This window comes from Janthinobacterium sp. BJB426 (genome assembly GCF_002735705.1).
In the GTDB taxonomy this organism is placed as follows: Bacteria; Pseudomonadota; Gammaproteobacteria; order Burkholderiales; family Burkholderiaceae_D; genus Janthinobacterium.
The window spans coordinates 37553-57570 of sequence record NZ_PDZL01000017.1 but is presented as its reverse complement, the minus strand read 5'-3'; the positions used below and the strand labels follow the sequence as shown (position 1 = coordinate 57570).

The 20018-nt window shown below is 61.9% G+C and carries 19 protein-coding genes; 10 read left to right on the top strand and 9 right to left on the bottom strand.

The window, feature by feature from the left end:
• Positions 1-39 precede the first annotated feature (39 nt).
• The 4 genes from CSQ93_RS22535 to CSQ93_RS22520 form a co-directional block, all read right to left on the bottom strand.
• Entirely contained in the window at positions 40-765 is a 726-nt protein-coding gene (locus CSQ93_RS22535; protein WP_099379958.1) for a hypothetical protein, read from the bottom strand.
• Positions 766-839: 74 nt separating this feature from the next.
• Positions 840-2249: an alkaline phosphatase gene (locus CSQ93_RS22530; RefSeq protein ID WP_099379957.1), complete on the bottom strand. Its 1410-nt coding sequence runs from the start codon at positions 2247-2249 to the stop codon at positions 840-842.
• Between the two features lie 29 nt (positions 2250-2278).
• Entirely contained in the window at positions 2279-3730 is a 1452-nt protein-coding gene (locus CSQ93_RS22525; RefSeq protein WP_099379956.1) for an alkaline phosphatase, read from the bottom strand.
• Between the two features lie 114 nt (positions 3731-3844).
• Positions 3845-4522, bottom strand: coding sequence for a hypothetical protein (locus CSQ93_RS22520; protein ID WP_233516300.1), 678 nt, complete (start codon positions 4520-4522; stop codon positions 3845-3847).
• Positions 4523-4621: 99 nt separating this feature from the next.
• Here CSQ93_RS22520 and CSQ93_RS22515 point away from each other — a divergent pair, with 99 nt between their 5' ends.
• The 5 genes from CSQ93_RS22515 (at position 4622) to CSQ93_RS22495 (ending at position 9284) form a co-directional block, all read left to right on the top strand.
• Complete coding sequence (locus CSQ93_RS22515; RefSeq protein ID WP_158301323.1) at positions 4622-5539, top strand: LysR family transcriptional regulator; 918 nt, start codon at positions 4622-4624, stop codon at positions 5537-5539.
• 88 nt (positions 5540-5627) lie between these two features.
• Positions 5628-6497: an MBL fold metallo-hydrolase gene (locus CSQ93_RS22510; protein ID WP_199534478.1), complete on the top strand. Its 870-nt coding sequence runs from the start codon at positions 5628-5630 to the stop codon at positions 6495-6497.
• 20 nt (positions 6498-6517) lie between these two features.
• The gene (locus tag CSQ93_RS22505) at positions 6518-7174 is read left to right on the top strand and encodes a DsbA family protein (RefSeq protein WP_099379954.1); all 657 of its coding nucleotides are present in this window, start codon (positions 6518-6520) and stop codon (positions 7172-7174) included.
• Positions 7175-7266: 92 nt separating this feature from the next.
• Positions 7267-8730 carry a catalase gene (locus tag CSQ93_RS22500; protein ID WP_099379953.1) on the top strand — a complete coding sequence of 488 codons (1464 nt, stop codon included), beginning with the start codon at positions 7267-7269 and terminating at the stop codon, positions 8728-8730.
• A 170-nt stretch (positions 8731-8900) separates the two neighbouring features.
• Entirely contained in the window at positions 8901-9284 is a 384-nt protein-coding gene (locus CSQ93_RS22495; protein WP_099379952.1) for a hypothetical protein, read from the top strand.
• Positions 9285-9337: 53 nt separating this feature from the next.
• On the opposite strand, the gene CSQ93_RS22490 is transcribed toward CSQ93_RS22495, so the two are convergent.
• The 4 genes from CSQ93_RS22490 to CSQ93_RS22475 all read right to left on the bottom strand — a co-directional run bounded on the left by CSQ93_RS22490 (position 9338) and on the right by CSQ93_RS22475 (position 15970).
• Positions 9338-12916, bottom strand: a complete 3579-nt coding sequence (locus CSQ93_RS22490; RefSeq protein WP_099380013.1) for an ABC transporter permease/M1 family aminopeptidase — start codon at positions 12914-12916, stop codon at positions 9338-9340.
• A 10-nt stretch (positions 12917-12926) separates the two neighbouring features.
• Positions 12927-13820: an ABC transporter ATP-binding protein gene (locus tag CSQ93_RS22485; protein WP_035824559.1), complete on the bottom strand. Its 894-nt coding sequence runs from the start codon at positions 13818-13820 to the stop codon at positions 12927-12929.
• A 170-nt stretch (positions 13821-13990) separates the two neighbouring features.
• The gene (locus CSQ93_RS22480) at positions 13991-15187 is read right to left on the bottom strand and encodes an ABC transporter permease (protein ID WP_099379951.1); all 1197 of its coding nucleotides are present in this window, start codon (positions 15185-15187) and stop codon (positions 13991-13993) included.
• A gap of 3 nt (positions 15188-15190) precedes the next feature.
• Positions 15191-15970, bottom strand: a complete 780-nt coding sequence (locus CSQ93_RS22475) for an ABC transporter ATP-binding protein (RefSeq protein ID WP_099379950.1) — start codon at positions 15968-15970, stop codon at positions 15191-15193.
• A 148-nt stretch (positions 15971-16118) separates the two neighbouring features.
• Between CSQ93_RS22475 and CSQ93_RS22470 the strand changes: the two genes are divergently transcribed.
• Complete coding sequence (locus CSQ93_RS22470) at positions 16119-16550, top strand: hypothetical protein (protein ID WP_099379949.1); 432 nt, start codon at positions 16119-16121, stop codon at positions 16548-16550.
• A gap of 87 nt (positions 16551-16637) precedes the next feature.
• On the top strand, positions 16638-17282 hold the full coding sequence (gene coq7, locus CSQ93_RS22465; RefSeq protein ID WP_099379948.1) for a 2-polyprenyl-3-methyl-6-methoxy-1,4-benzoquinone monooxygenase: 645 nt from the start codon (positions 16638-16640) through the stop codon (positions 17280-17282).
• 38 nt (positions 17283-17320) lie between these two features.
• Here the strand turns inward: coq7 and CSQ93_RS22460 are convergent, their stop codons facing one another.
• Positions 17321-17743 carry an OsmC family protein gene (locus CSQ93_RS22460; RefSeq protein ID WP_034749235.1) on the bottom strand — a complete coding sequence of 141 codons (423 nt, stop codon included), beginning with the start codon at positions 17741-17743 and terminating at the stop codon, positions 17321-17323.
• Between the two features lie 225 nt (positions 17744-17968).
• Here CSQ93_RS22460 and rplM point away from each other — a divergent pair, with 225 nt between their 5' ends.
• The 3 genes from rplM (at position 17969) to argC (ending at position 20007) form a co-directional block, all read left to right on the top strand.
• The gene (gene rplM / locus CSQ93_RS22455; RefSeq protein WP_010393282.1) at positions 17969-18397 is read left to right on the top strand and encodes a 50S ribosomal protein L13; all 429 of its coding nucleotides are present in this window, start codon (positions 17969-17971) and stop codon (positions 18395-18397) included.
• A 9-nt stretch (positions 18398-18406) separates the two neighbouring features.
• Entirely contained in the window at positions 18407-18799 is a 393-nt protein-coding gene (gene rpsI, locus CSQ93_RS22450) for a 30S ribosomal protein S9 (RefSeq protein WP_010393285.1), read from the top strand.
• A gap of 170 nt (positions 18800-18969) precedes the next feature.
• On the top strand, positions 18970-20007 hold the full coding sequence (gene argC, locus CSQ93_RS22445; protein ID WP_099379947.1) for an N-acetyl-gamma-glutamyl-phosphate reductase: 1038 nt from the start codon (positions 18970-18972) through the stop codon (positions 20005-20007).
• Positions 20008-20018 lie beyond the last annotated feature (11 nt).

Genomic DNA, 20018 nt, shown 5'->3' with positions numbered 1-20018 from the left:
TGTCCCTGGCTTTTTTTACGTCCCGATTTTAGTTGGCGCTTAGTCGAGGTAGTCGGAATACTCGCGCTGCGCGTAATTCTGCAGGTTGGCCCACGGCTGCACCTTGCTGACGGTGGGTTGCAGCTTGACGTCGACCCGGCGATAGAAGGTATTCGCGCGGTCGCCGCTTTCGATGACCAGGGGAATCTGCTTTTGCTCATCCCACAGGATGCGCTGGAACACGCCATTCTTTTCCACTTCGCGCCAGCGCGCGCCCGTCACGGTTGATGCCTGTTTCGACAGCGGCATGGCGGCCACCAGTTTCGGGTCCAGCAGATAAAAACTGTTTTCCCACGAGCCGTCGAAATTCACGTTTTCGTACTCGGCCTTGGGGATGGCGACGACGATCTTGTCATGCGCATCGATGTATTCCACGCGCACTGTGTTCTTTTCCAGCATCACGTGGCGCGGGATCAGCACGGGATTGAAGTGCTTGTGTTCATGCTGCGTGGCTTTCAGTGCCACTTTCTTGTTGTCGCCATGGTTGTGGCCCGCATGCGCATCGGTCGACGGCGCCAGCACGCGCTCGACCCACACGTGGCCTGGGCGGCGCAGCATCTTTTCTTCGTAGCGGCTCTCGCGCGTCACGCCTTCCGGCGTCAGGACGCGGCTGTAATAGGTGATGCCCAGGTCCAGGTCGGCAGGAGCGGATGGCGTGGCAGGGGCGGCTTGCGCGCTGGCGGCAAAGCCGGCGGCGAGGAGGACGGCGATCAGGGACGATTTCATGGTGTTGCCTTTACGTGCAGAAGGGCGGAGGGCTTACGCCATCCGCCCCGGTGGGGTTACCGTGTTGATGTGGATCAGAAGCCGAACGCTGCCTTCAGCAAGTCAAACACCTTGGTGTTGTCCAGGGTGCCCTTGAAAGGTTTTGCGCCGGCGCCCGTGGCCAGCAGCTTGACGTCGCCGCCGCCGTGGGTTTCGCTGGCCAGACGCACGCCTGTTTCTTGCAGGTAATTGTCTTTCAGGGCCGTGGCGCTGTCGACGTTGCTGCGCAGGTCAGGACGGTTCGGGCCATTGCCGAACACCAGGGTGGTGTATGTATTGCCATCGGCATCCTTGCTCGGCTGGTTATCCTTGTAGCCGCGGTTGATGTCGAGGATATTGTTGCCGCGCTTGCCATAGCCGTTGAAGGCCAGGGTGTGGTCATGGTCGGCCGTGACGACGATCAGGGTATTGGCCAGGGTCGGATCGGTTTCCTTGATCTTGGCGATGGCGGCCTTGATGGCGTCGTCGAAGGCGATGGTGTCCGTCAGCGCGCGCTTGGCGTTGATGCCGTGCAAGGCGTGGTCGATGCGGCCGCCTTCAACCATCAGGAAATAGCCGTTCGCGTTTTTCGACAGCAAGTCGATGGCCTTGAGGGTCATTTCCGACAGGCTAGGCTGGGTCGCGCCTTCGCCCAGCGGTGGCGTGGCCGTGCGGTCCAGTTCATATTCCAGGTGGCTGCGGGTGCTGTACAGACCGATGAATTTTTTTCCGCTAGGCGCCGCCGCCATTTCCGCTTTCGTCGCGGCCACGGTGTAGCCCTTGGCGGCAAATTCCGTCAACAGGTTGCGGCCATCGGCGCGGCCATACTTGTTGCTTGCCGACCATGGGGTGAAGTGGTTGCGGCCGCCACCCATCAGCACGTCGACACCGTCGCCCAGGGCCGTGTTGTAGCCGACACCGCCTGGCGCCGTTTGCGCGGCGATCGCGTATTGCGCATTGCGGTTGCAGATGTGCGAGAACGTCGTCGCCGGCGTGGCGTGCGTCAGTTCCGTGGTGGTGATGGCGCCCACGGCCTTGCCCTTGGCTTTTGCCAGTTCCAGGATGGTCGGCACGCTCTTGCCGCCGGCCGGGCAGTTGTCCACGCCCAGGTTGCCGTTGGCGTCGCGGCCCGGTTCCTTGGCGATCGTCTCCTGCGCCATCGAGATGACTTCATTGTTCATCTTGACGCCGGTCATGTAGGCGGCCATCGATGGCGCGCTGTCCGTCGTTTGCGCATCGTTCGAGAACGTCTTGATGCGCGCCGTGCGCTCCAGCGTGTCCATCGTCAGGCTGCCGTTTTCGCCATATTGGTAGATGCGCGACGCCGTCACGACGGACGGGCCCATGCCGTCGCCGAGGAAGAAGATGACGTTCTTGGCGTCGGCGGCGTAGGCGCTGGCAACGCTGGCGGCCACGAGCGTGGTCAGCAGCGACAGTTTCAAGGCGGATTTCAATGCTGGTTTCATATGCTTGTCCAATTCTTGTCTCTTGGGGATTACAGACCGCCGGCCGTCTTGACCAGGCCGAATACTTTGGTGTTGTCGATGGTGCCCAGGAAGGTTTCCGAACCCTTGCCGATGGCGCCCAGGAAGACGTCGGTGCCGCCGTGGGTTTCGTTGCCTGCCGCCGTGCGTATCACCGCTTCCTGGTGGTAGGTATTGGCGCTGGTGACGGTTTCATCGAGGCTGGCCATGGCGGCGCGGCTCGACTGGGTGCGGTTTTCGCCGTTGCCGAAGCCGATGATCGAATACGGTGCGCCATCGAGGTCTTTTTCGACCGCGCCGGTGACGTAGTTCTTCACCACGCCCAGCACGCCAGGGTTGCCGGCGGCCGTCTTGCCCGTGCGCTTGGCGTAGCCGTTCAGCACCAGGGTGTGGTCATGGTCGGCCGTGACGACGATCAGGGTATTGGCCAGGGTCGGGTCGGTCAGTTTGGCTTTCTCGATGGCGGCCTTGATGGCGTTATCGAAGGCGACGGTGTCTTGCAGTGCTTTCTTGGCTGTCGTTTCATGCAGCGCATGGTCGATGCGGCCGCCTTCGACCATCAGGAAGTAACCCTTCTTGTTCTTGGCTAATACGTCCATGGCCTTGGTGGTCATTTCCGCCAGGCTAGGTTCCTTGGCTGCATCGCGGTCCAGGTCGTAGCTCATGTGGCTGGACGTGAACACGCCGAACAAACGCTCCGTCTTGGCCGCATCGACGGCCTTGAAGTCGGCGCCCGTGTTGGCCACCGTGTAGCTCTTCGCTTTCAGTTCGGCCAGCAGGTCGCGGCCGTCGGAACGCTTGCCGCCATCCTTGAACGGTTTGAAGAATTGTGCGCCGCCGCCGAGGACCACGTCCAGGCCGGTGGTGCCCAGCGCGCTGTTGTAGCCCGTGCCGCCCGGTACCAGGGCCGCGGCGATATCGTTTTCCAGGTCGCGGTGGCAGATGTGCGAATAGGTCGCGGCCGGCGTGGCGTGCGTCACGCGCGCCGTGCTGACGACGCCGGCGGCAAAGCCCTTGGCTTTGGCCAGTTCCAGCAGGGTGGTGGCGGGCGTGCCGTTGCCGGTGCCGCATTTGTTGACCAGCTTGTTGCCGTTCGCATCCGTGCCAGGATCGATGGCGACCGTATTGGCCGACATCGAGATGACTTCATTGTTCATCTTGACGCCCGTCATGTAGGCGGCCATCGACGGCGCGCTGTCCGTCACTTGCGCGTCGTTCGAGAAGGTTTTCACGAAGGCTGTTTCCGGCAGGGTGTCCATGGTCAGCGCACCTTCTTCGCCCACCGAATAGATGCGCGCGGCCGTCATGGTGGTCAGGCCCATGCCATCGCCGAGGAAGAAGATGACGTTTTTCGGCGGCGCTTCAGCCACTACTTCTTCTTTTTTTGCATCGCTGCCGCAGGCGGCCAGCATCAGGGTGATGGCGACGCTGCAGCCAGCGACGGAAATTTTTCTGCGTGTCATGTGGTTCATCCGGCTAGGTTTGAAAGAGCTAGCAAGATAACAATCCAATGTGACACCCTCATGACGCTGTGACACATTTGGCCACGCCGGTACGCGTCCCCCGGTCGTGTTGTTTTAGCGCACGTCCTCGGTGGAAAAGTACAGCGTGCCGCGCAAGCGCGCCGTTTTTCCCAGCTGCGCGCGCAGGGCGGCGATCGGGGTTTGCCGTATGCCGGACTTGGCCACCACGATGTCGCCGTGCGGCGCCTGAGCAGGACTGCTCCAGGCGACGATATGCTCGAAATCGGGGCGGCTGTCGATACGCTTGACGAGGAAGCGCTGCGTGCCGTCGCCCACCTGCAGGTAGCGCGCGCTGGCGTTGCTGGCTGGCGCCGGCGACAACCGGCGCATCAGCAGGACGCGCTCGACGATGATGGCGGCGGCGCCGTAACCGGGTTCGGCTTTTCCATCTTTCTCGAAATGCCCGCGCACCACCGTCGCGCGGAACTGGCGCAGCGGCAGCGGCGCGGCCGGCAGCAGGCGCGCCAGCTCGAAGCGCTCCGGCTCGAGGGTCCACAGGGCGGTCTTGCCATCGAGCTGCTGGCGCAGCCGCGCATCGAGTGCGGGATCGGCCAGCCGCATTTGCAGCACCACCTGGTAATCGTGCGGCGCATGGAACATCGGCAGGTGCGAGGCATACAGCCCTTGCTTGCCGCCAAACAGCACCATGCCGTGCAGGCCCCAGGTCAGGGGCGTGGCGTGGGCGAGGCTGGAGGCGAGCAGGAAGAGGGAAAGGAAGAGGGTGCGCAGCATGGGTTTCATCGGTGAGTGGGAATGCCCGGATGATAGAGGCGGTATCATGAACGGTACAGCAACCATTTTTCACTTTTCGTGTCCCATTTGGAAATCATCATGCACATGAGCCTTGCCGACCTGCGCGTGTTTTGCAGCGCCGCGCGCCAGCCGACCCTGGGTGCGGCGGCGCTGGAATTGCACCTGACGCCATCGGCCGTGTCGAAAGCCTTGCGCCGCCTGGAAGGCGACATGGGCGCCCCCCTGTTTGACCGGAGCGGCAAGCAATTGCTGCTCAACGACAGCGGCCGTCTGCTGCTCGAGCGTGCGCGCATCTTGCTGGCGCTGGCCGAACAGGCACGCCTGGACGTGATGGGTGAGCGGGGCGCCATCGAAGGCCGCATCGCCGGCCCCGCCTTGCTGCTGTGGCGCCACGCGGACGCCCTGGCGGCGGCGCTGGACGCCTATCCGCAGGCCAGTGTGCGGCTGCAGCCGGCGTTCGAGGATGCGGCGCTGGCAGCCCTGGCGCGCGGCGACTGCCATGCGGCCCTGGTGACGCAGGACGCCATCGCCCAGCGCGGCGCCGACTGGCCTGCCAGCTGGCGCAGCACGCCGCTGGGCAGCATGCGCATGCTGCTGGCGGCCGGACGCGGCCATGTGCTGGCGCGCGGCGTGCCGGCAGCCTGCGCATCCGTGCGCTGCGGCATGCAGGACATCTTGCCGCACGCCTTTGCCAGCCCGACGCACTCCCTGCTGTGCGGCGAGGAACGGGGCCGCCATGCCGATGGCTGGCGCGGCGTGGCGGCACGTTCCATCCGCTACTGGAGCGACGACGTGCAATTGCTGCTAGGCTATGTGCAGTCCGGTCGGGCCTTGGCCTACCTGCCCGACTTCGCCGTGCGCGCGCACAATCTGGTGCAGGTCGAGCTGGCCGGCAGCGTTGATTGCAGCGAGCAGGTGCTGCTCGTGTGGCATGGCGAACTGGCGGGGCAATGGCTGCATGCATTGGCGCGGCAGTTGTCGATTCATCCGAATTAAGCAACAAACTATTGCGCTTTTACGGGTTTTTCTGCCGAATTGAGCAACGTAAGATGCATGCATCCCAATCATCTTGTGAAGGCACATCATGTTCTCCAAATCCATCAGCAGCGTTCTCGTTTCCACCGTGTTTGCCGCCGGCGCCGCCTCGGCCGCCGCCAGCGCTCCCCTGAGCCTGGAAGTCTTCAACCCGGGCGAAGCGGCCATCTTCCCCGTCGCTTCCGTGCTGGTCGCGGGCAAGCATGACGCCGTGCTGATCGATGCGCAATTCTCGCGCGCCGAAGCGCAAAAGCTGGTGGAAAAGATCCGCGCCAGCGGCAAGAAACTGACGACGGTATACATCAGCCACAGCGATCCCGATTTTTACTTTGGCCTCGACGTGATCAAGGCAGCGTTCCCGCAGGCAAAGATCGTCGCCACGCCTGAGACCGTCGCGGAAATCCGCCGCAAGGCCGACGCCAAAGTCGCCTACTGGGGGCCTATTCTGAAAGACAATGCGCCGCACGGCATCGTCATTCCGGAAGCGTTGAAGGGCAAGCGCATCAGCCTGGAAGGCCAGTCGCTGGATATCGCCGGCCCGACGCCAGCGCGCACCTATGTGTGGATTCCATCGATCAAGGCCGTCGTCGGCGGCGTGGTGCTGTTTGGCAACTTGCACGTGTGGACGGCCGATACGCAAAGCCTGCAATCGCGCCAGGACTGGCTCAAGACCCTGGACGGCATCGCCGCCCTGAAACCGGTGACCGTCGTGCCGGGCCACTTCAAGGTCGGTTCGCCGCTGACGCCGGACAGCATCGGTTTTACGCGCGACTACCTGGTGACGTTTGAAGCGGAAACGGGCAAGGCCGCCAATTCGGCCGCGCTGATCGAGGCGATGAAAATGCGCTATCCGAAGCTGGGCCTGGATGGCGCACTGGAAACCAGCGCGAAAGTGGCAAAAGGTGAAATGAAATGGTAAGCGGCAACAAGGAGGCTCTCATGCCCACACTGCACTACATCTTCGATCCCCTGTGCGGCTGGTGCTACGGCGCCGCGCCGCTGGTCGAGGCGGCGCGCGCCGTGCCAGGTCTGACGATGGCGTTTCACGCCGGCGGCATGATGACGGGCAGCAATCGCCGCCAGATCACGCCCGCATGGCGCGGCTATGTGCTGCCGCATGACCGGCGCATCGAGCAATTGTCTGGCCAGCCCTTCGGCGACGCCTACGTCAATGGCTTGCTGAACGACACGACGGCCATGATGGATTCCGAACCGCCGATCACGGCCATCCTGGCGGCGGAAGTCCTGGCCGGCAAGGGCCTGGACATGCTGCAGCGCGTGCAGCGCGCCCATTACGTGGACGGCTTGCGCATCGCCGACGTGCCCGTGCTGGTGACCTTGGCGCAAGGGCTGGGCATGGATGGGGCGGCATTCGAGGCCGAGTATGCGCGGCAGGCGGGCGCCGCCACGCAGCAGCACATCGATGCCAGCCGCGCCTTGTTGGCGCAGGTGGGTGGGCAGGGCTTTCCCACCTTCGTGCTCGACGATGGCAGCGGGAAATTGTCCGTGATCGACATCGGCGGCTTCCTGGGCCAGCCGGCGAAGTTGCAGGCGCAGCTCGGCGGCGTGTGTGACGCCCAAGGTTGCGCATTGTAAATATCTATCAGATCGATAAAATCAATTAACTTTTCCTTTGTTGTTGACCTCGTTACACTGGTTCCATTAGTCAACAACGAAGGAAAAGCAGCATGAGCCAACAGCCGCCATTCAGTACCGCCTCGGGCATCCCCGTCGCCGACAACCAGAATTCCATCAGTGCCGGCCCCCGCGGCCCGCTGCTGCTGCAAGACTTTCACCTGATCGAAAAACTCCAGCATTTCAACCGCGAGCGTATCCCCGAGCGCGTCGTGCACGCCAAAGGTTCTGGCGCCTACGGCACCTTTACCGTCACGCACGACATTTCGCGCTACACCAAGGCCAAATTGTTTGCTGAAGTGGGCAAGCAGACGGCGACTTTCGCCCGTTTCTCCACCGTCGGCGGCGAACGCGGCAGTGCAGACACGGAACGCGATCCGCGCGGCTTTGCTGTGCGTTTCTATACGGAAGAGGGCAACTGGGATTTGGTTGGCAACAACACGCCCATGTTTTTCATCAAGGACCCGATCAAGTTCCCCGATTTCGTCCACACGCAAAAGCGCGATCCGCAAAGCAACTTGAAATCGGCCGAGATGATGTTCGATTTCTGGAGCCATGCGCCGGAAAGCCTGCACCAGGTCACCATGCTGTTCTCGGACCGGGGCACGCCAGACGGCTACCGTCACATGGATGGCTTCGGCAGCCACACGTATAGCCTGATCAATGCCGACGGCCAGCGCGTGTACGTGAAATGGCACTTCAAGACGCGCCAGGGCATCAAGAATTTGCCTGCGGCGGAAGCGGGGCGCCTGGCCGGCGCCGATCCCGATTACGCCCAGCGCGACCTGTTCGGCGCCATCGAGCGCGGCGATTTCCCGCAGTGGGAAGTCAAGCTGCAGGTGGCGACGCAGGAGCAACTCGATGCATGGGAGCAGCGCACGGGCTGGAACCCGTTCGACCTGACGAAAGTGTGGCCGCACGCGGACTTCCCGCTGCTGCCGGTCGGTATTTTCGAGCTGAACCGCAACCCGGACAACTACCACGCGGAAGTCGAGCAAGCCGCCTTTTCGCCGGCCAACGCCGTGCCCGGCATGGGTTACTCGCCGGACAAGATGCTGCAAGGTCGCTTGTTCGCCTACCACGACGCCCAGCTGTACCGGGTCGGCACCAACCACCAGCATCTGCCCGTGAATGCGGCCCGCTGTCCCTTCCACAACCAGCAGCGCGATGGCGGCATGGCGATCCACAACGGCGGCGCAGCGCGCAATTACGCGAACGTGGCGGCGGCAGGCACGCAGCCGCAAGGGCTGGGCCACGGTGAGGGGGCGCTGGCGCTCGATGGCGGCGCGGCGCGCTACGATGGTCGCGGCGTGGAAGATGACTTTACGCAAGCCGGTAATCTGTTCCGCTTGATGTCCGCCCAGGCGAAGCAAAACCTGTTCGACAACCTGGCTGGCCCGTTGAGCCAGGTGCGGACGGAAACCTTGCAGCGTCAGCTCGGGCATTTCGAGCGGGCCGATGCGGCCTACGGCGCCGGCGTGCGGGCCGCCTTGCAGGCGCGTGGCGTGACCGTGTAAGCGGATGTTGCAGGCGGAACAAGTATGTTCCGCCTGCTGTTGATGCAGCACAAATTAGAGTGGGATACCAAATATTGCCGTATGGACATATTTGCCTTCCATGCGTAGACTTGTCGGTCTGATGATCGCGCCGCCTTCCTGGCGGCGTCCTGACTAGAAAGTCTTGCAATATGAATATGGCGAAGCTGTCGGTGCATGGGGACGACCCCACGCTCAAATCCATCCTCGAAGTCTTGCCCACGGATCCTGAACGGCAATGGCGCAAGGGCGAGGCGAAGGGCGCGGGCCGCGTGCATCTCGATTCCGGTTTTGAAGTGCTGATCGCGCAGGCGCCCAAATCGCAAGTATTGCCCTCGCGCATACGCAGCTACCTGGCCGAATGCCGCTCGCGTGGCGTCAGCTTCACCATGCCGCGCATCGTTGCCGAGCTGCAACTGGAACTGAGCGGCGACGACACGGTCGACACGCCGCTCGACCTGACCCTGGCCGACATGCAGCACCTGACGGAAATGGGCATCAGCCTGAGCCTGGTGACGCGCTGCGCCGAGGCTTGATGAACGCCTGACACTGAAAAAAATGGCCACCTGTTCAGGGTGGCCATTTTTTGTCATGGTTCGGCGATGTCAACGGTGACCATATTGTCATCGGGCTTGCGGTCGATCAGCTTGTTGTCGGGATCGATGCCCGCCTTGCCGGGTCGGCTGCCGACGATGACGGTATAGCTCGCTTCTCGCGCCGTCATGCGCAGGCGTTCGCGCAGCAGCGGATGGCCATTCGCGTCGTCGACGCCGATCTCGATCCAGTCGTGCAGGGGTGCGTCGTGTTCCTCTCCCTGTTCGCCAGCCGTCAATTTGCTGGCCTGCACCTTGACGGTGACGGCGTACTTGCCATCGCTGCGTTTGGTGGCCGTGGCCGACAGGGCGCGGTTGTCGAACAGCACGATTTTTTCGAACAGGTCATCGATCAGGTAAGCCTGCTCGGGCGGCGTGACCTGGCGCAAGCCCTGGACCAGGGCCGTTACGCTGGCATACGGCGGGCCTTTCTGGCCATAGGTCTTGAGCAGCTCGCGCAGCACGCCGTTGACCTTGTCTTCGCCGATGATGTCTTGCAGCAAGTACATGGCCAGGCTGCCCTTGTGATAGTGGATGTAGGCCTGGTTTTCATTCTCGGCCAGCGGCAATTCCTTCTTGCGCTCTTCGCTGCGTCCCATCAGGTATTGATTCAGGTCATAGCGCAGGAAGCGGCGCATCTTGGCCGGCCCCACGCTTTTCTTCATCACCATCAGGGCCGAATATTCGGCCAGGGTTTCGCTGAGCACGGTAGCGCCCCTTGTATTGCCGCCCACCAATTGATGCGCCCACCATTGGTGCGCCACTTCATGCGCCGTGACGTAGAACGGATAATCGATGTCCTTCGGGTTCTTGTCGTCGACCCTGGCGATGAAGCCCAGCCCTTCCGAATATGGAATCGTGTTCGGGAACGATTGCGCAAACGTGGCGTAGCGGGGGAATTCGACGATGCGCAGGATCTTGTGCTGGTAGGGGCCGAAGTTTTTCGAGTAGTACTCGAGCGCTTCCTTGCTGCCGCGCACGAAGCGATCGAGATTGTATTCATGGCCAGGGTGGTAATACACGTCGATGGCCACGTCTTGCCAGCGCTCGTGCTTGACGGCGTAGCGGGCCGACTGGAACGCATAGAAATTCAGGATCGGCTGTTCCATCGTGTAATGGAAGTAATGGCGGCCCTTGGCGATCCAGTCGTTGTCGAGCATGCCCGGCGCGATGGCCGTCTGGCCGTCGACGGTGCTGACGGTGGCGTCAAAGTTGATGCGGTCGGCGTCGTTACTGACGTAATTGTCGGCCAGTCCCTTCGCATCGTCGCGCGGCAAGGCCCGTTCGCGCGCGGGCAAGCCATGTTTCTTGCGGTCGCGCGGGTCCGTCAGTTCCTGCTGCGGCTGGTAACCGATGTGCGGCAGCACGGCATTCGTGAAGAAGGTGCCGTTGGCCACCACGGGCGTATCCTGGCCCAGGCCGAAGATGCCGCATGGCGCATAGCGGACGTCGAAATCGAGGCCCAGGGTGGCGCCCGGCGCCAGCGGCGCGGCCAGGCGGTAGCTGTAAAAGCCCAGCTTGCCGTCATCGAGGCCGGGATGCACGCGCGCATCGAAACGCAGGCGCATGGTGGCGGTCGGGTCTTGCTGCACAAAAATGTGGCTGATCGGCAAGCTGGTCTTGTTTTGCAGCACATAGCGGCCCGTGACGGTGAGGCTGCGCTGCGCCGGGTAGATGGCCACGTCGAGTTTCACGTCGGTGATTCTCGGCTGTGGCGTGGTGGCAAACTTGCGGTACTGGCGCTCGACACTGGCGCGGTCCGCATCGCGGGCGTAGTCGGATTTGTAATCGTTGGCCACGTGGAAGACGTAGAACAGCACCGCGCCGGCGCCGACGAAGAGCAGGGCGCCGCCGGCAAAGCTGGCCAGCACGCCCTGCGTCAGGCCGTGGCGCGCCAGGCGCAGGCGGATGCGCCAGCTGTCCTGAGCGCCGCGGGGCCAGAACAGCAGCGACAGCACCGTCAACATGACGGCCGCGCCGCTCCAGTACAGCAAGTACCAGCGCTCGCGCAGCAGATAGTGGCCGGCGCCGTTCATGGCCGAATACACGAAGCCTGGCGTGTTGCCGTACAGCAGCAGCGGATCGCCCAGGCCCAGCGAGGAAAAGCTGATGCTGGCGATGTGGTACAGAATCATGGCGAAATACGCCAGGTATTTGTGATTGATCAATACCTGCAGGAAGATGGCCAGCACGGCGATCAGCGCGTAGGACGGCAGGTGCGACAGGAACAGCGATTCCAGGTACAGGCCGGGGTCGAGGCGGTAATAACCCTTGAAGACCTGGATCGACATGCCGCACAGCATGATGACCAGACTCAGCAAGGCTTGCAGGCCGATCAGCGCAAACAGTTTCGACAGCAGGGGCAGCCAGTTCGGCACGGGCAGGGCGTCGAGCATCAGGTACGTGCCCGCCTCGCGTTCGCGCCACACCAGTTCGCCCGCATAGAAGGTGGTAATGATCAGCATGAACAGGGCGAACGAGGCGCTGACCATGTCCAGCACCTTTTCCGTCACCGGATATGTATTCGTGCCGTAGATGGAGCCCATGTCCAGCGCGCCCGCGTACATGGTCAGCACGCCGGCCAGCACGATGACGACAAAATAGATGTTCTTGATGGTTTCGCGCAGGTTCAGCCAGCTCATCTTGACGAGCAGGGCGGCCAGGTTGCGCTGCGCGAAGTCCGGTGTTTCCTGCGTCGACAGCGAAGCGTTCGACAGGCGCAGCGGCACGTCGCCTTCGCTGCGGCGCTTGCCGGCGCCCGCGTCCGTCGTCGCGTGGAACTGGAAGCGCCAGTAGCCGAGCAGCAAGGCCACCAAGGCGAAGCCGGACCAGATGGCGCGGTTCAGCAGGTACACGCCCTCCAGGGTCAGCAGGCGCGTGTTGCGCTCCGCATTCGGCCAGTACTCCGTCAGGCGTATCAGTGCCGTGGTGCCGAAGGGGTCGATCAGGGCGGCCAGGGTCTTGTAGTCGAGGTCGCGCGCCAGCGAGGGCGCCACCAGGTAGCCGATCAGCATGACCACCGAGCTGATGTACACGGGCAGCATGCGCCGCGTCAGGGCCGCGATGACGAAGAAGATGGCGCCAAAGATGAACAGGTTCGGCAGCAGCGTAAAGACGTAGGGCATCAGATAGGCCAGCGCCCGTTGCGGTCCCAGCCGTTCCGGATCGATGCCGGGCAGCCAGGCGCCCAGCCAGGCGCCGATGACGATGCTGGAAAACACCACGGCCAGTACCAGATAAGCACCGAGGAAGCGGCCGAATACGTACTGGTACTTCTTGATCGGTGCGCTGAAGAAGAAATGCTGCATGCCGTACTCGAAATCCTGCTGCACCGAGCGGCCCATCATGGCGGCCACCACCACGGCGCCGAAACAGCCCAGCAGGCTGCACGTAAATGCCAGCGAGCGGGGCGCGTTGATCAGGAACTTGCCGCCGAAACTGATGCTCGCTTCCTTGAAGACGCCTCCGGCCGCAGCCATCCACAGCATGGCCAGCGCCAGGAACATGACGAAATACACCCAGGTGGACAGCAGCTTGAGCCGCTGTCGCGCTTCAAAGCGGGCGATGGCAAACATGGCCGCCCCCTCAGTCGCATTGCGGGGCGACGCGGTGGCGCCCGGCAATGGTGGCGAAATACAGGTCTTCCAGGTCGCCGATGGCTTCCTCGAAGCCATCGCCCGGATCGTCGTCGCTGTAAACGTGGATCAAGGTGCGGCCCGACAGCAAGCGCGTGGAAATGACGGCGTGGCGTTGCTGGAAGCTGGCCAGCTCTTTCTTTTCGACAAAGCGCGCCCAGATCTTGCAGCTGACTTCGTCGATCAGTTCCTGAGTCTTGCCGCACAGCAGTAAATGCCCCTTGTTGATGATGGCCATGTTGGCGCACAGGTCGGCCACGTCGGAGACGATATGGGTCGACAGGATTACCGTCTTGTCTTCGCCGATGTCGGACAGCAGATTATGGAAGCGGACCCGCTCCTGCGGGTCGAGGCCGGCCGTCGGCTCGTCGACGATGATCAGTTTCGGGTCGCCCAGCAGGGCTTGCGCGATGCCGAAGCGCTGGCGCATGCCGCCGGAAAAGCTGCCCAGGCGCTGGTGGCGCACGTCGAACAAATTGGTTTGCTGCAACAGGCCATCGACGACCTCGCGCCGGCGCGCCCGTTGCGACAGGCCTTTCAAGGTGGCGAAGTGGTCGAGCAGCTCGTAGGCCGTCACTTTCGGGTACAGGCCGAAGTCTTGCGGCAGGTAGCCCAGCATGCGGCGGATCTCGTCCTTGTCGTCAAGCACGTCGTAGTCGCCGAAGAAAATGGAGCCGGAATCGCATTCCTGCAAGGTGGCCAGGGTGCGCATCAGAGTCGACTTGCCGGCGCCATTCGGGCCCAGCAAGCCAAACATCCCGGGCGGTATCGTCAGCGACACGTTATCCAGCGCCACCACGCCATTCGCGTAGGTCTTCGACAATTTGCGAATCTGCAATTCCATACAACTCCTAACTCATGCGTTGCAGCCCGATGGTGCAGGGCTTCTCTATGCTGGCATTGTATTGAATTTAAGACGTACTGGGCAGTTGCATGCGATACACGGCATTTTCGCGTGCCCAGAGTGCAGCTGAGCGGGGTGGACGGCACCCCGCTTCGCCCTTGTTCGCGGGTCTAGTTGCGGAAGAGTACGGATTCGCGATTGAACCACCAGCGGCACAGCATCAGCAGGGCGCCCGCGATCACCGTGGTCGAGGCCAGGATGACGCCGAACATGCGGTAATCCATGGTGCCCTTGACCAGTTCCTTCATGGCCAGCGACACGTTGGTCAGCGGCACCATGGCCCACATCCAGTTCAGTTCGACGCCGGGCAGCATGGCCGCCACCGTGGGCAGGATGACGAACAGCATCAATGGCGTGATCATGCCGGCCGCTTCCTTGTAGCTTTTCGCATAGATCGAGATCGACAGCAGCAGCGAAGCGAAGATGGCGGCCGTCGGCACCAGCATCAGGGTCACCATGGCCAGGTCGGGCAAGCCGATGCTGCGCACCATGACGGCCATGTTGCCTTCGAGCGAACTGCCGAAGAAGGCCAGCAGGGCGCCCATGCTGCCCACCATCAGCACGGCCGAGGTCATGCCCACCGTAAACAGCACGAGGAACTTGGCCAGCACGATGGCGCTGCGCGGCACGGGCGCCAGCAGCAGGGTTTCCAGGGTGCCCCGTTCCTTTTCGCCCGCGCCCAGGTCGATGGCCGGATACATGGCCGCCGTCAGGCACACCATCAGCAGCAGATAGGGCAGCATGCCGCCGACGATGGCGCCCATCTGCTCGCGCTCGTTGGCCGTCGACTGCTTATCGAGCACGATGGGGTGCAGGGCAAAGGCCAGCTGGGCCGGGCTCAGGTTCAGGGCCGACAGCGCGCTTTCGCGCAGGCTGGCGTTATACGCCTCGACGATCTCGCGCACCCGCTGCTGCGTCACGTCGACCGTGCTGGCGCTGTTGTAGTGCAGCACTACCTTGGCTTGCTGCTGTTGCTGCAGCGCCTCTTCAAACCGGGGCGGAATGACGACGGCGAACTTGATCGTGTCGTCGCCGATGGCGCGGCGGATGTCGCCCTCGCTGGCCAGCGGCACTTCGCGCAGGTTGTGCTGCTGGGCAAAACGCCCGCTCAAGCCCGGCGAATGGTCCTTGCCGAACAGCGCGTAGCGCATTTCCGCCGTCTTCGCGTTCTTGAACATATTGCTTGAAACATAAGCAAAGCCGCCAAAGATCAGCGGCATGGCAAAGATGGGGATGAGGATGGTGAAGATCAGCGTCTTGCGGTCGCGCGTGAGTTCCAGCAACTCTTTCAGATAAATGGTCCACATGGCTCAGGCTCCCTGGTTGATGACGCTGACAAAGGCGTCGTACAGATCGGTACTGCCGCCCAGGTGGCGCAGTTCGTTGACCGTGCCATTGAAGGCGGTGGTGCCGCGGTTGATGATGCAGACGCGGTCGCACAGCTTTTCCACCTCGTGCAGGTGGTGCGTGGAAAAGATCAGCGGCACGCGCAGCGCCTTGTAGCTGGCGATGAAGTCGAGCAGGATCTTGGCCGACATCACGTCCAGGCCCGAGGTCGGCTCGTCGAGGATCACCACCTGCGGCTCGTGCACGACGGTGCGGGCGATCGCGCACTTCTGTTTCATGCCCGTCGACAATTGATCGGCCCGCTTGCCGCCGTATTCCTCCATCTGCAGCAGGGAAAACAGTTCGTCGCAGCGGTGTTTCAGCTTGTCGGCCGGCATGCCATGCAGGCGGCCAAAATATTCCACGTTCTCGCGCGCCGTCAGGCGGCCATACAAGCCTGTCGAACCGGACAGGAAACCGATGCTCTGGCGCGCCACCAGCGGCTGGCGCAGCACGTCGACGCCGTTGACGAGGGCACTGCCCGCGTCCGCTTGCAAGGCCGTCGACAGCAGGCGCAGGGTGGTCGTCTTGCCGGCGCCATTCGGGCCCAGCAGGCCCAGCACTTCGCCGGGAGCGCAGCTGAAACTGACGTCACGCACGGCGTGAAACCAGCCCTCATGTTCGCGCGGATCGCTGACGTGCACGGCCTTGCCTTTGTGGGGCGGCATGCGGAAACGTTTTGCCAGGTGCTTGACCTCAATCATGTGCTTCATCCATTTAACGGTGAAGAACGAGAGTAGCATGCAAAAAATGTAACTTGCAAGGTGGAAATATCGTTTGGTCTATTGAAAAAAACAGCATCTTCATGCAAGCTGGCCCGGTGGGCGCCGGCGGACGGCGCGGGAGAGCGCAATGCAAACGATCGATCAGGCGATGCAGGACAAGGTACTGGCCGTGGCGCGCGCCGGCATGACCAGTGCCGAAGCCATCGGTTTCTTCCGCGTCAGCCTGGGGCTGTACTACCTGGCCGGCCTGATGACGGAGGAAACCCTCGATTTCAAGCAGATCGACGCGAAGTACAACCGTTTTATCTACCACTCGCTGGGTGGCGGGCACAGCATTGCCAGCGTGCTGCAATTCATGAGCGGTGAGAAAGTCTTGCGCGTGCTGCAATCGGAGCGTTTTCGCGCCGCGTTTGCCGAATACTGCCCGGACATTCCCGTCGACAGCATTTCTTTCCTGATTTCACTGAACCTGGGCGTGGCGAAAAGCCTGTCCGGCCTGGACGCCGTCGGTCCCGTGGTGGACTGGATCGAGCAGGAAAAAGCGCGCACAAGTCAATAAAGCCCCGTTCACCCTGCGCGCGGCGTGGGGACTGCTGGCCCTGATCGTCCTATAATTCATGCTTTACTACTCATGAGCATAGCCACGATGACCGCGAACCGCCACTTTGACCCCCTGGATCGTTTGATTGTTGGCGCCGACAAGGCCCTGCGCGTCATGGCTGGCGTGGCCTCCGCTTCGCGCCCCACGCCGGCCGCACATGCGCCCGATGCGCAGCTGAGCCCGGCCGAACAGCGCCACAGCGCCGGCTTGATGCGCGTCAACCATGTGGGCGAAGTGTGCGCGCAAGCCCTGTACAACTCGCAGGCGCGCTATGCGCATAGCCCGGCCATCCGCGCCCAGTTCGACGAAGCGGGACGCGAAGAGGAAGATCATTTGGCCTGGACGGCGCAGCGCCTGACGGAGCTGGGCTCGCGTCTGAGCCTGCTCAATCCCCTGTGGTATGCGGGTTCGTTTGCGCTGGGCACCATCGCCGCGCGCATGGGCGACGGCCGCAGCCTGGGTTTCGTGGTGGAAACGGAACGCCAGGTGGAAGCGCACCTGGCCAGCCACTTGCAGGAATTGCCGCCGCAGGACGCAAAGTCGCGCGCCATCGTGAGACAGATGGCCATCGATGAAGTGGAGCACGGCGCTGCGGCCCAGCGGCTGGGCGCCATCGATACGCCGGCGCCCGTCAAGGCGCTGATGGGCATCATGGGTAAAGTGATGACGAAAACCGCGTATTACATATAAATAAGCGATAAAAAAGGCGCTCCGTGGAGCGCCCTGCATTATTCCTCGATGATTTCAAAGGAATGTGTAATCTCCGCCGTTTTGGCCAGCATGATCGACGCCGAGCAATATTTGTCATGCGACAAGGCCACGGCCCGTTCCACGGCCGTCGGTTTCAGGGCCTTGCCCCGCACGGTGAAGTGGAAGTGGATCTTGGTAAACACTTTCGGATCGGTGTCGGCGCGGTCGGCCTTCAGGGTCACTTCGCAGCCACTGACGGCTTCGCGTCCGCGTTTCAGGATCAGCACCACGTCATAGGCAGTGCAGCCGCCCGTGCCCAGCAAGACCATTTCCATGGGGCGTGGCGCCAGGTTGTGGCCGCCGCCATCGGGCGCGCCATCCATGGTCACCAGGTGGCCGGAACCCGTTTCTGCCCGAAAACTCATGCCCGACGGGCCATTCCAGCTGACTTTGCATTCCATCGTACTCTCCGAAAATTGTAAGCGTTTTGTATTGTAATAGAGGAATGCCCATCCATGTGCCGCCCGCCGGCCCGCAGCCGGCCTCGATTGCGGCTTGACGCGGCAAGCCAAAGCCGCTTATACTTGTCGGCTTTCCGTTCGCTCAGGAAAAGTAAATAAGGCAGAGTCCGCATAGCAGCATCGGCGGAACCACCATTTGAGCGTGTAATCTATTAGGAAGTCAACATGAAAACATTTTCCGCTAAAGGACATGAAGTCCAGCGCGATTGGTTCGTGGTTGACGCGACGGACAAAGTCCTCGGACGTGTTGCCAGCGAAGTGGCACTCCGACTGCGCGGCAAACACAAACCAGAATTTACTCCTCACGTCGATACCGGCGACTTTATCGTCGTCATCAACGCAGGCAAACTGCGTGTGACCGGTACCAAAGCTACTGAGAAAATTTACTACCGTCACTCTGGCTATCCAGGCGGCATCTACGAAACCAACTTCCAGAAAATGCAACAGCGTTTTCCAGGTCGCGCGCTTGAGAAAGCGGTCAAGGGCATGTTGCCTAAAGGCCCACTCGGCTACGCAATGATCAAGAAGCTGAAAGTGTACGCGGAAGGTTCCCATCCGCACGCTGCTCAGCAACCTAAAGCACTTGTTCTCTAAGGAACTGACATGATCGGTAATTACAATTATGGAACCGGCCGTCGCAAAAGTGCAGTGGCTCGGGTTTTTATCAAAGTTGGCACAGGCTTGATCGTTGTTAACGGCAAACCAGCAAACGAATACTTTTCGCGCGAAACGGGTCTGATGGTCATCCGTCAACCACTGGAACTGACCGGCAATGTCGAGCGTTTCGACATCAAAGTCAACGTCCATGGCGGCGGTGAGTCGGGCCAGGCTGGTGCAGTTCGTCACGGCATCACCCGCGCTCTGATCGACTACGATGCAGCGTTGAAACCGGAACTGGCGAAAGCCGGCTTCGTGACCCGCGATGCACGTGAAGTCGAGCGTAAAAAAGTTGGTCTGCGCAAAGCACGTCGCGCAAAGCAATTCTCGAAGCGTTAATTTCTACGCTACAGCACCTTCCGGGGTGCTGGTCGAAAAGCCGCTGGACTTCGGTCTCGCGGCTTTTTTGCATTTCAGCGGGATACGCCGTTGCGCTGTAAAATACGCGGAAAACCCGCAGGGGGAGCATTTCCCCTCATCTTTATGCACTCTATACACAAGGAAAGAACATGATCAAAGTTGGCATCGTCGGCGGCACTGGATACACGGGCGTGGAATTGCTGCGCTTGCTCGCTACCCATCCAGATGTCGAGTTGACGGCGATTACCTCGCGCAAGGAAGATGGCTTGCCCGTTGCTGACATGTATCCTTCCCTGCGTGGCCACGTGAAACTGGCGTTTTCCTCGCCCGATAAAGCCAATCTGGAGCAGTGCGACGTGGTCTTCTTTGCCACCCCGCATGGTGTTGCGATGGCACAAGCATCAGCCCTGCTGGCCGCCGGCGTGAAAGTCATCGACCTGGCCGCCGACTTCCGTCTGAAAGACCAGGCCAAGTTCGAGCAGTGGTACAAGATTCCCCATACGGCGCCAGAGCTGATCGAGCAAGCCGTGTACGGTTTGCCGGAGCTGAACCGTGAAGACATCAAGCAAGCGAAGCTGATCGCCAACCCCGGTTGCTACCCGACCACCATGCAGCTGGGTTTTTACCCGCTGCTCAAGGCGGGCCTGGTCAACGCGGGCGGCTTGATCGCCGACTGCAAGTCGGGCGTGTCGGGCGCCGGCCGCAAGGCGGAAATCGGTATCCTGTTCTCGGAAAGCAGCGACAGCTTCAAGGCCTATGGCGTGGCGGGTCACCGCCACCTGCCGGAAACGACGGCGCAATTGCAGCGTTTCACGGATGAGAAAGTGGCGCTGACCTTCACGCCGCACCTGGTGCCGATGATCCGCGGCATGCATTCGACCCTGTACGCGCAGCTGAACAAGGATGTCAGCAATGAAGAGCTGCAAGCATTGTTCGAAGAGCAATACAAGGACGAGCCTTTCGTCGACGTGATGCCTTTCGGCTCGCATCCGGAAACCCGCTCCACGCGCGGTTCGAACATGTTGCGCCTGGCCTTGCACCGTCCTGAAGGCGGCAATACCGTCATCGTACTGGTGGTGCAGGACAATCTGGTCAAGGGCGCGTCCGGCCAGGCCGTGCAATGCATGAACTTGATGTTTGGCTTGAAAGAAACGGCCGGTTTGCAACACATCGCCCTGCTGCCGTAACGATACGCGAC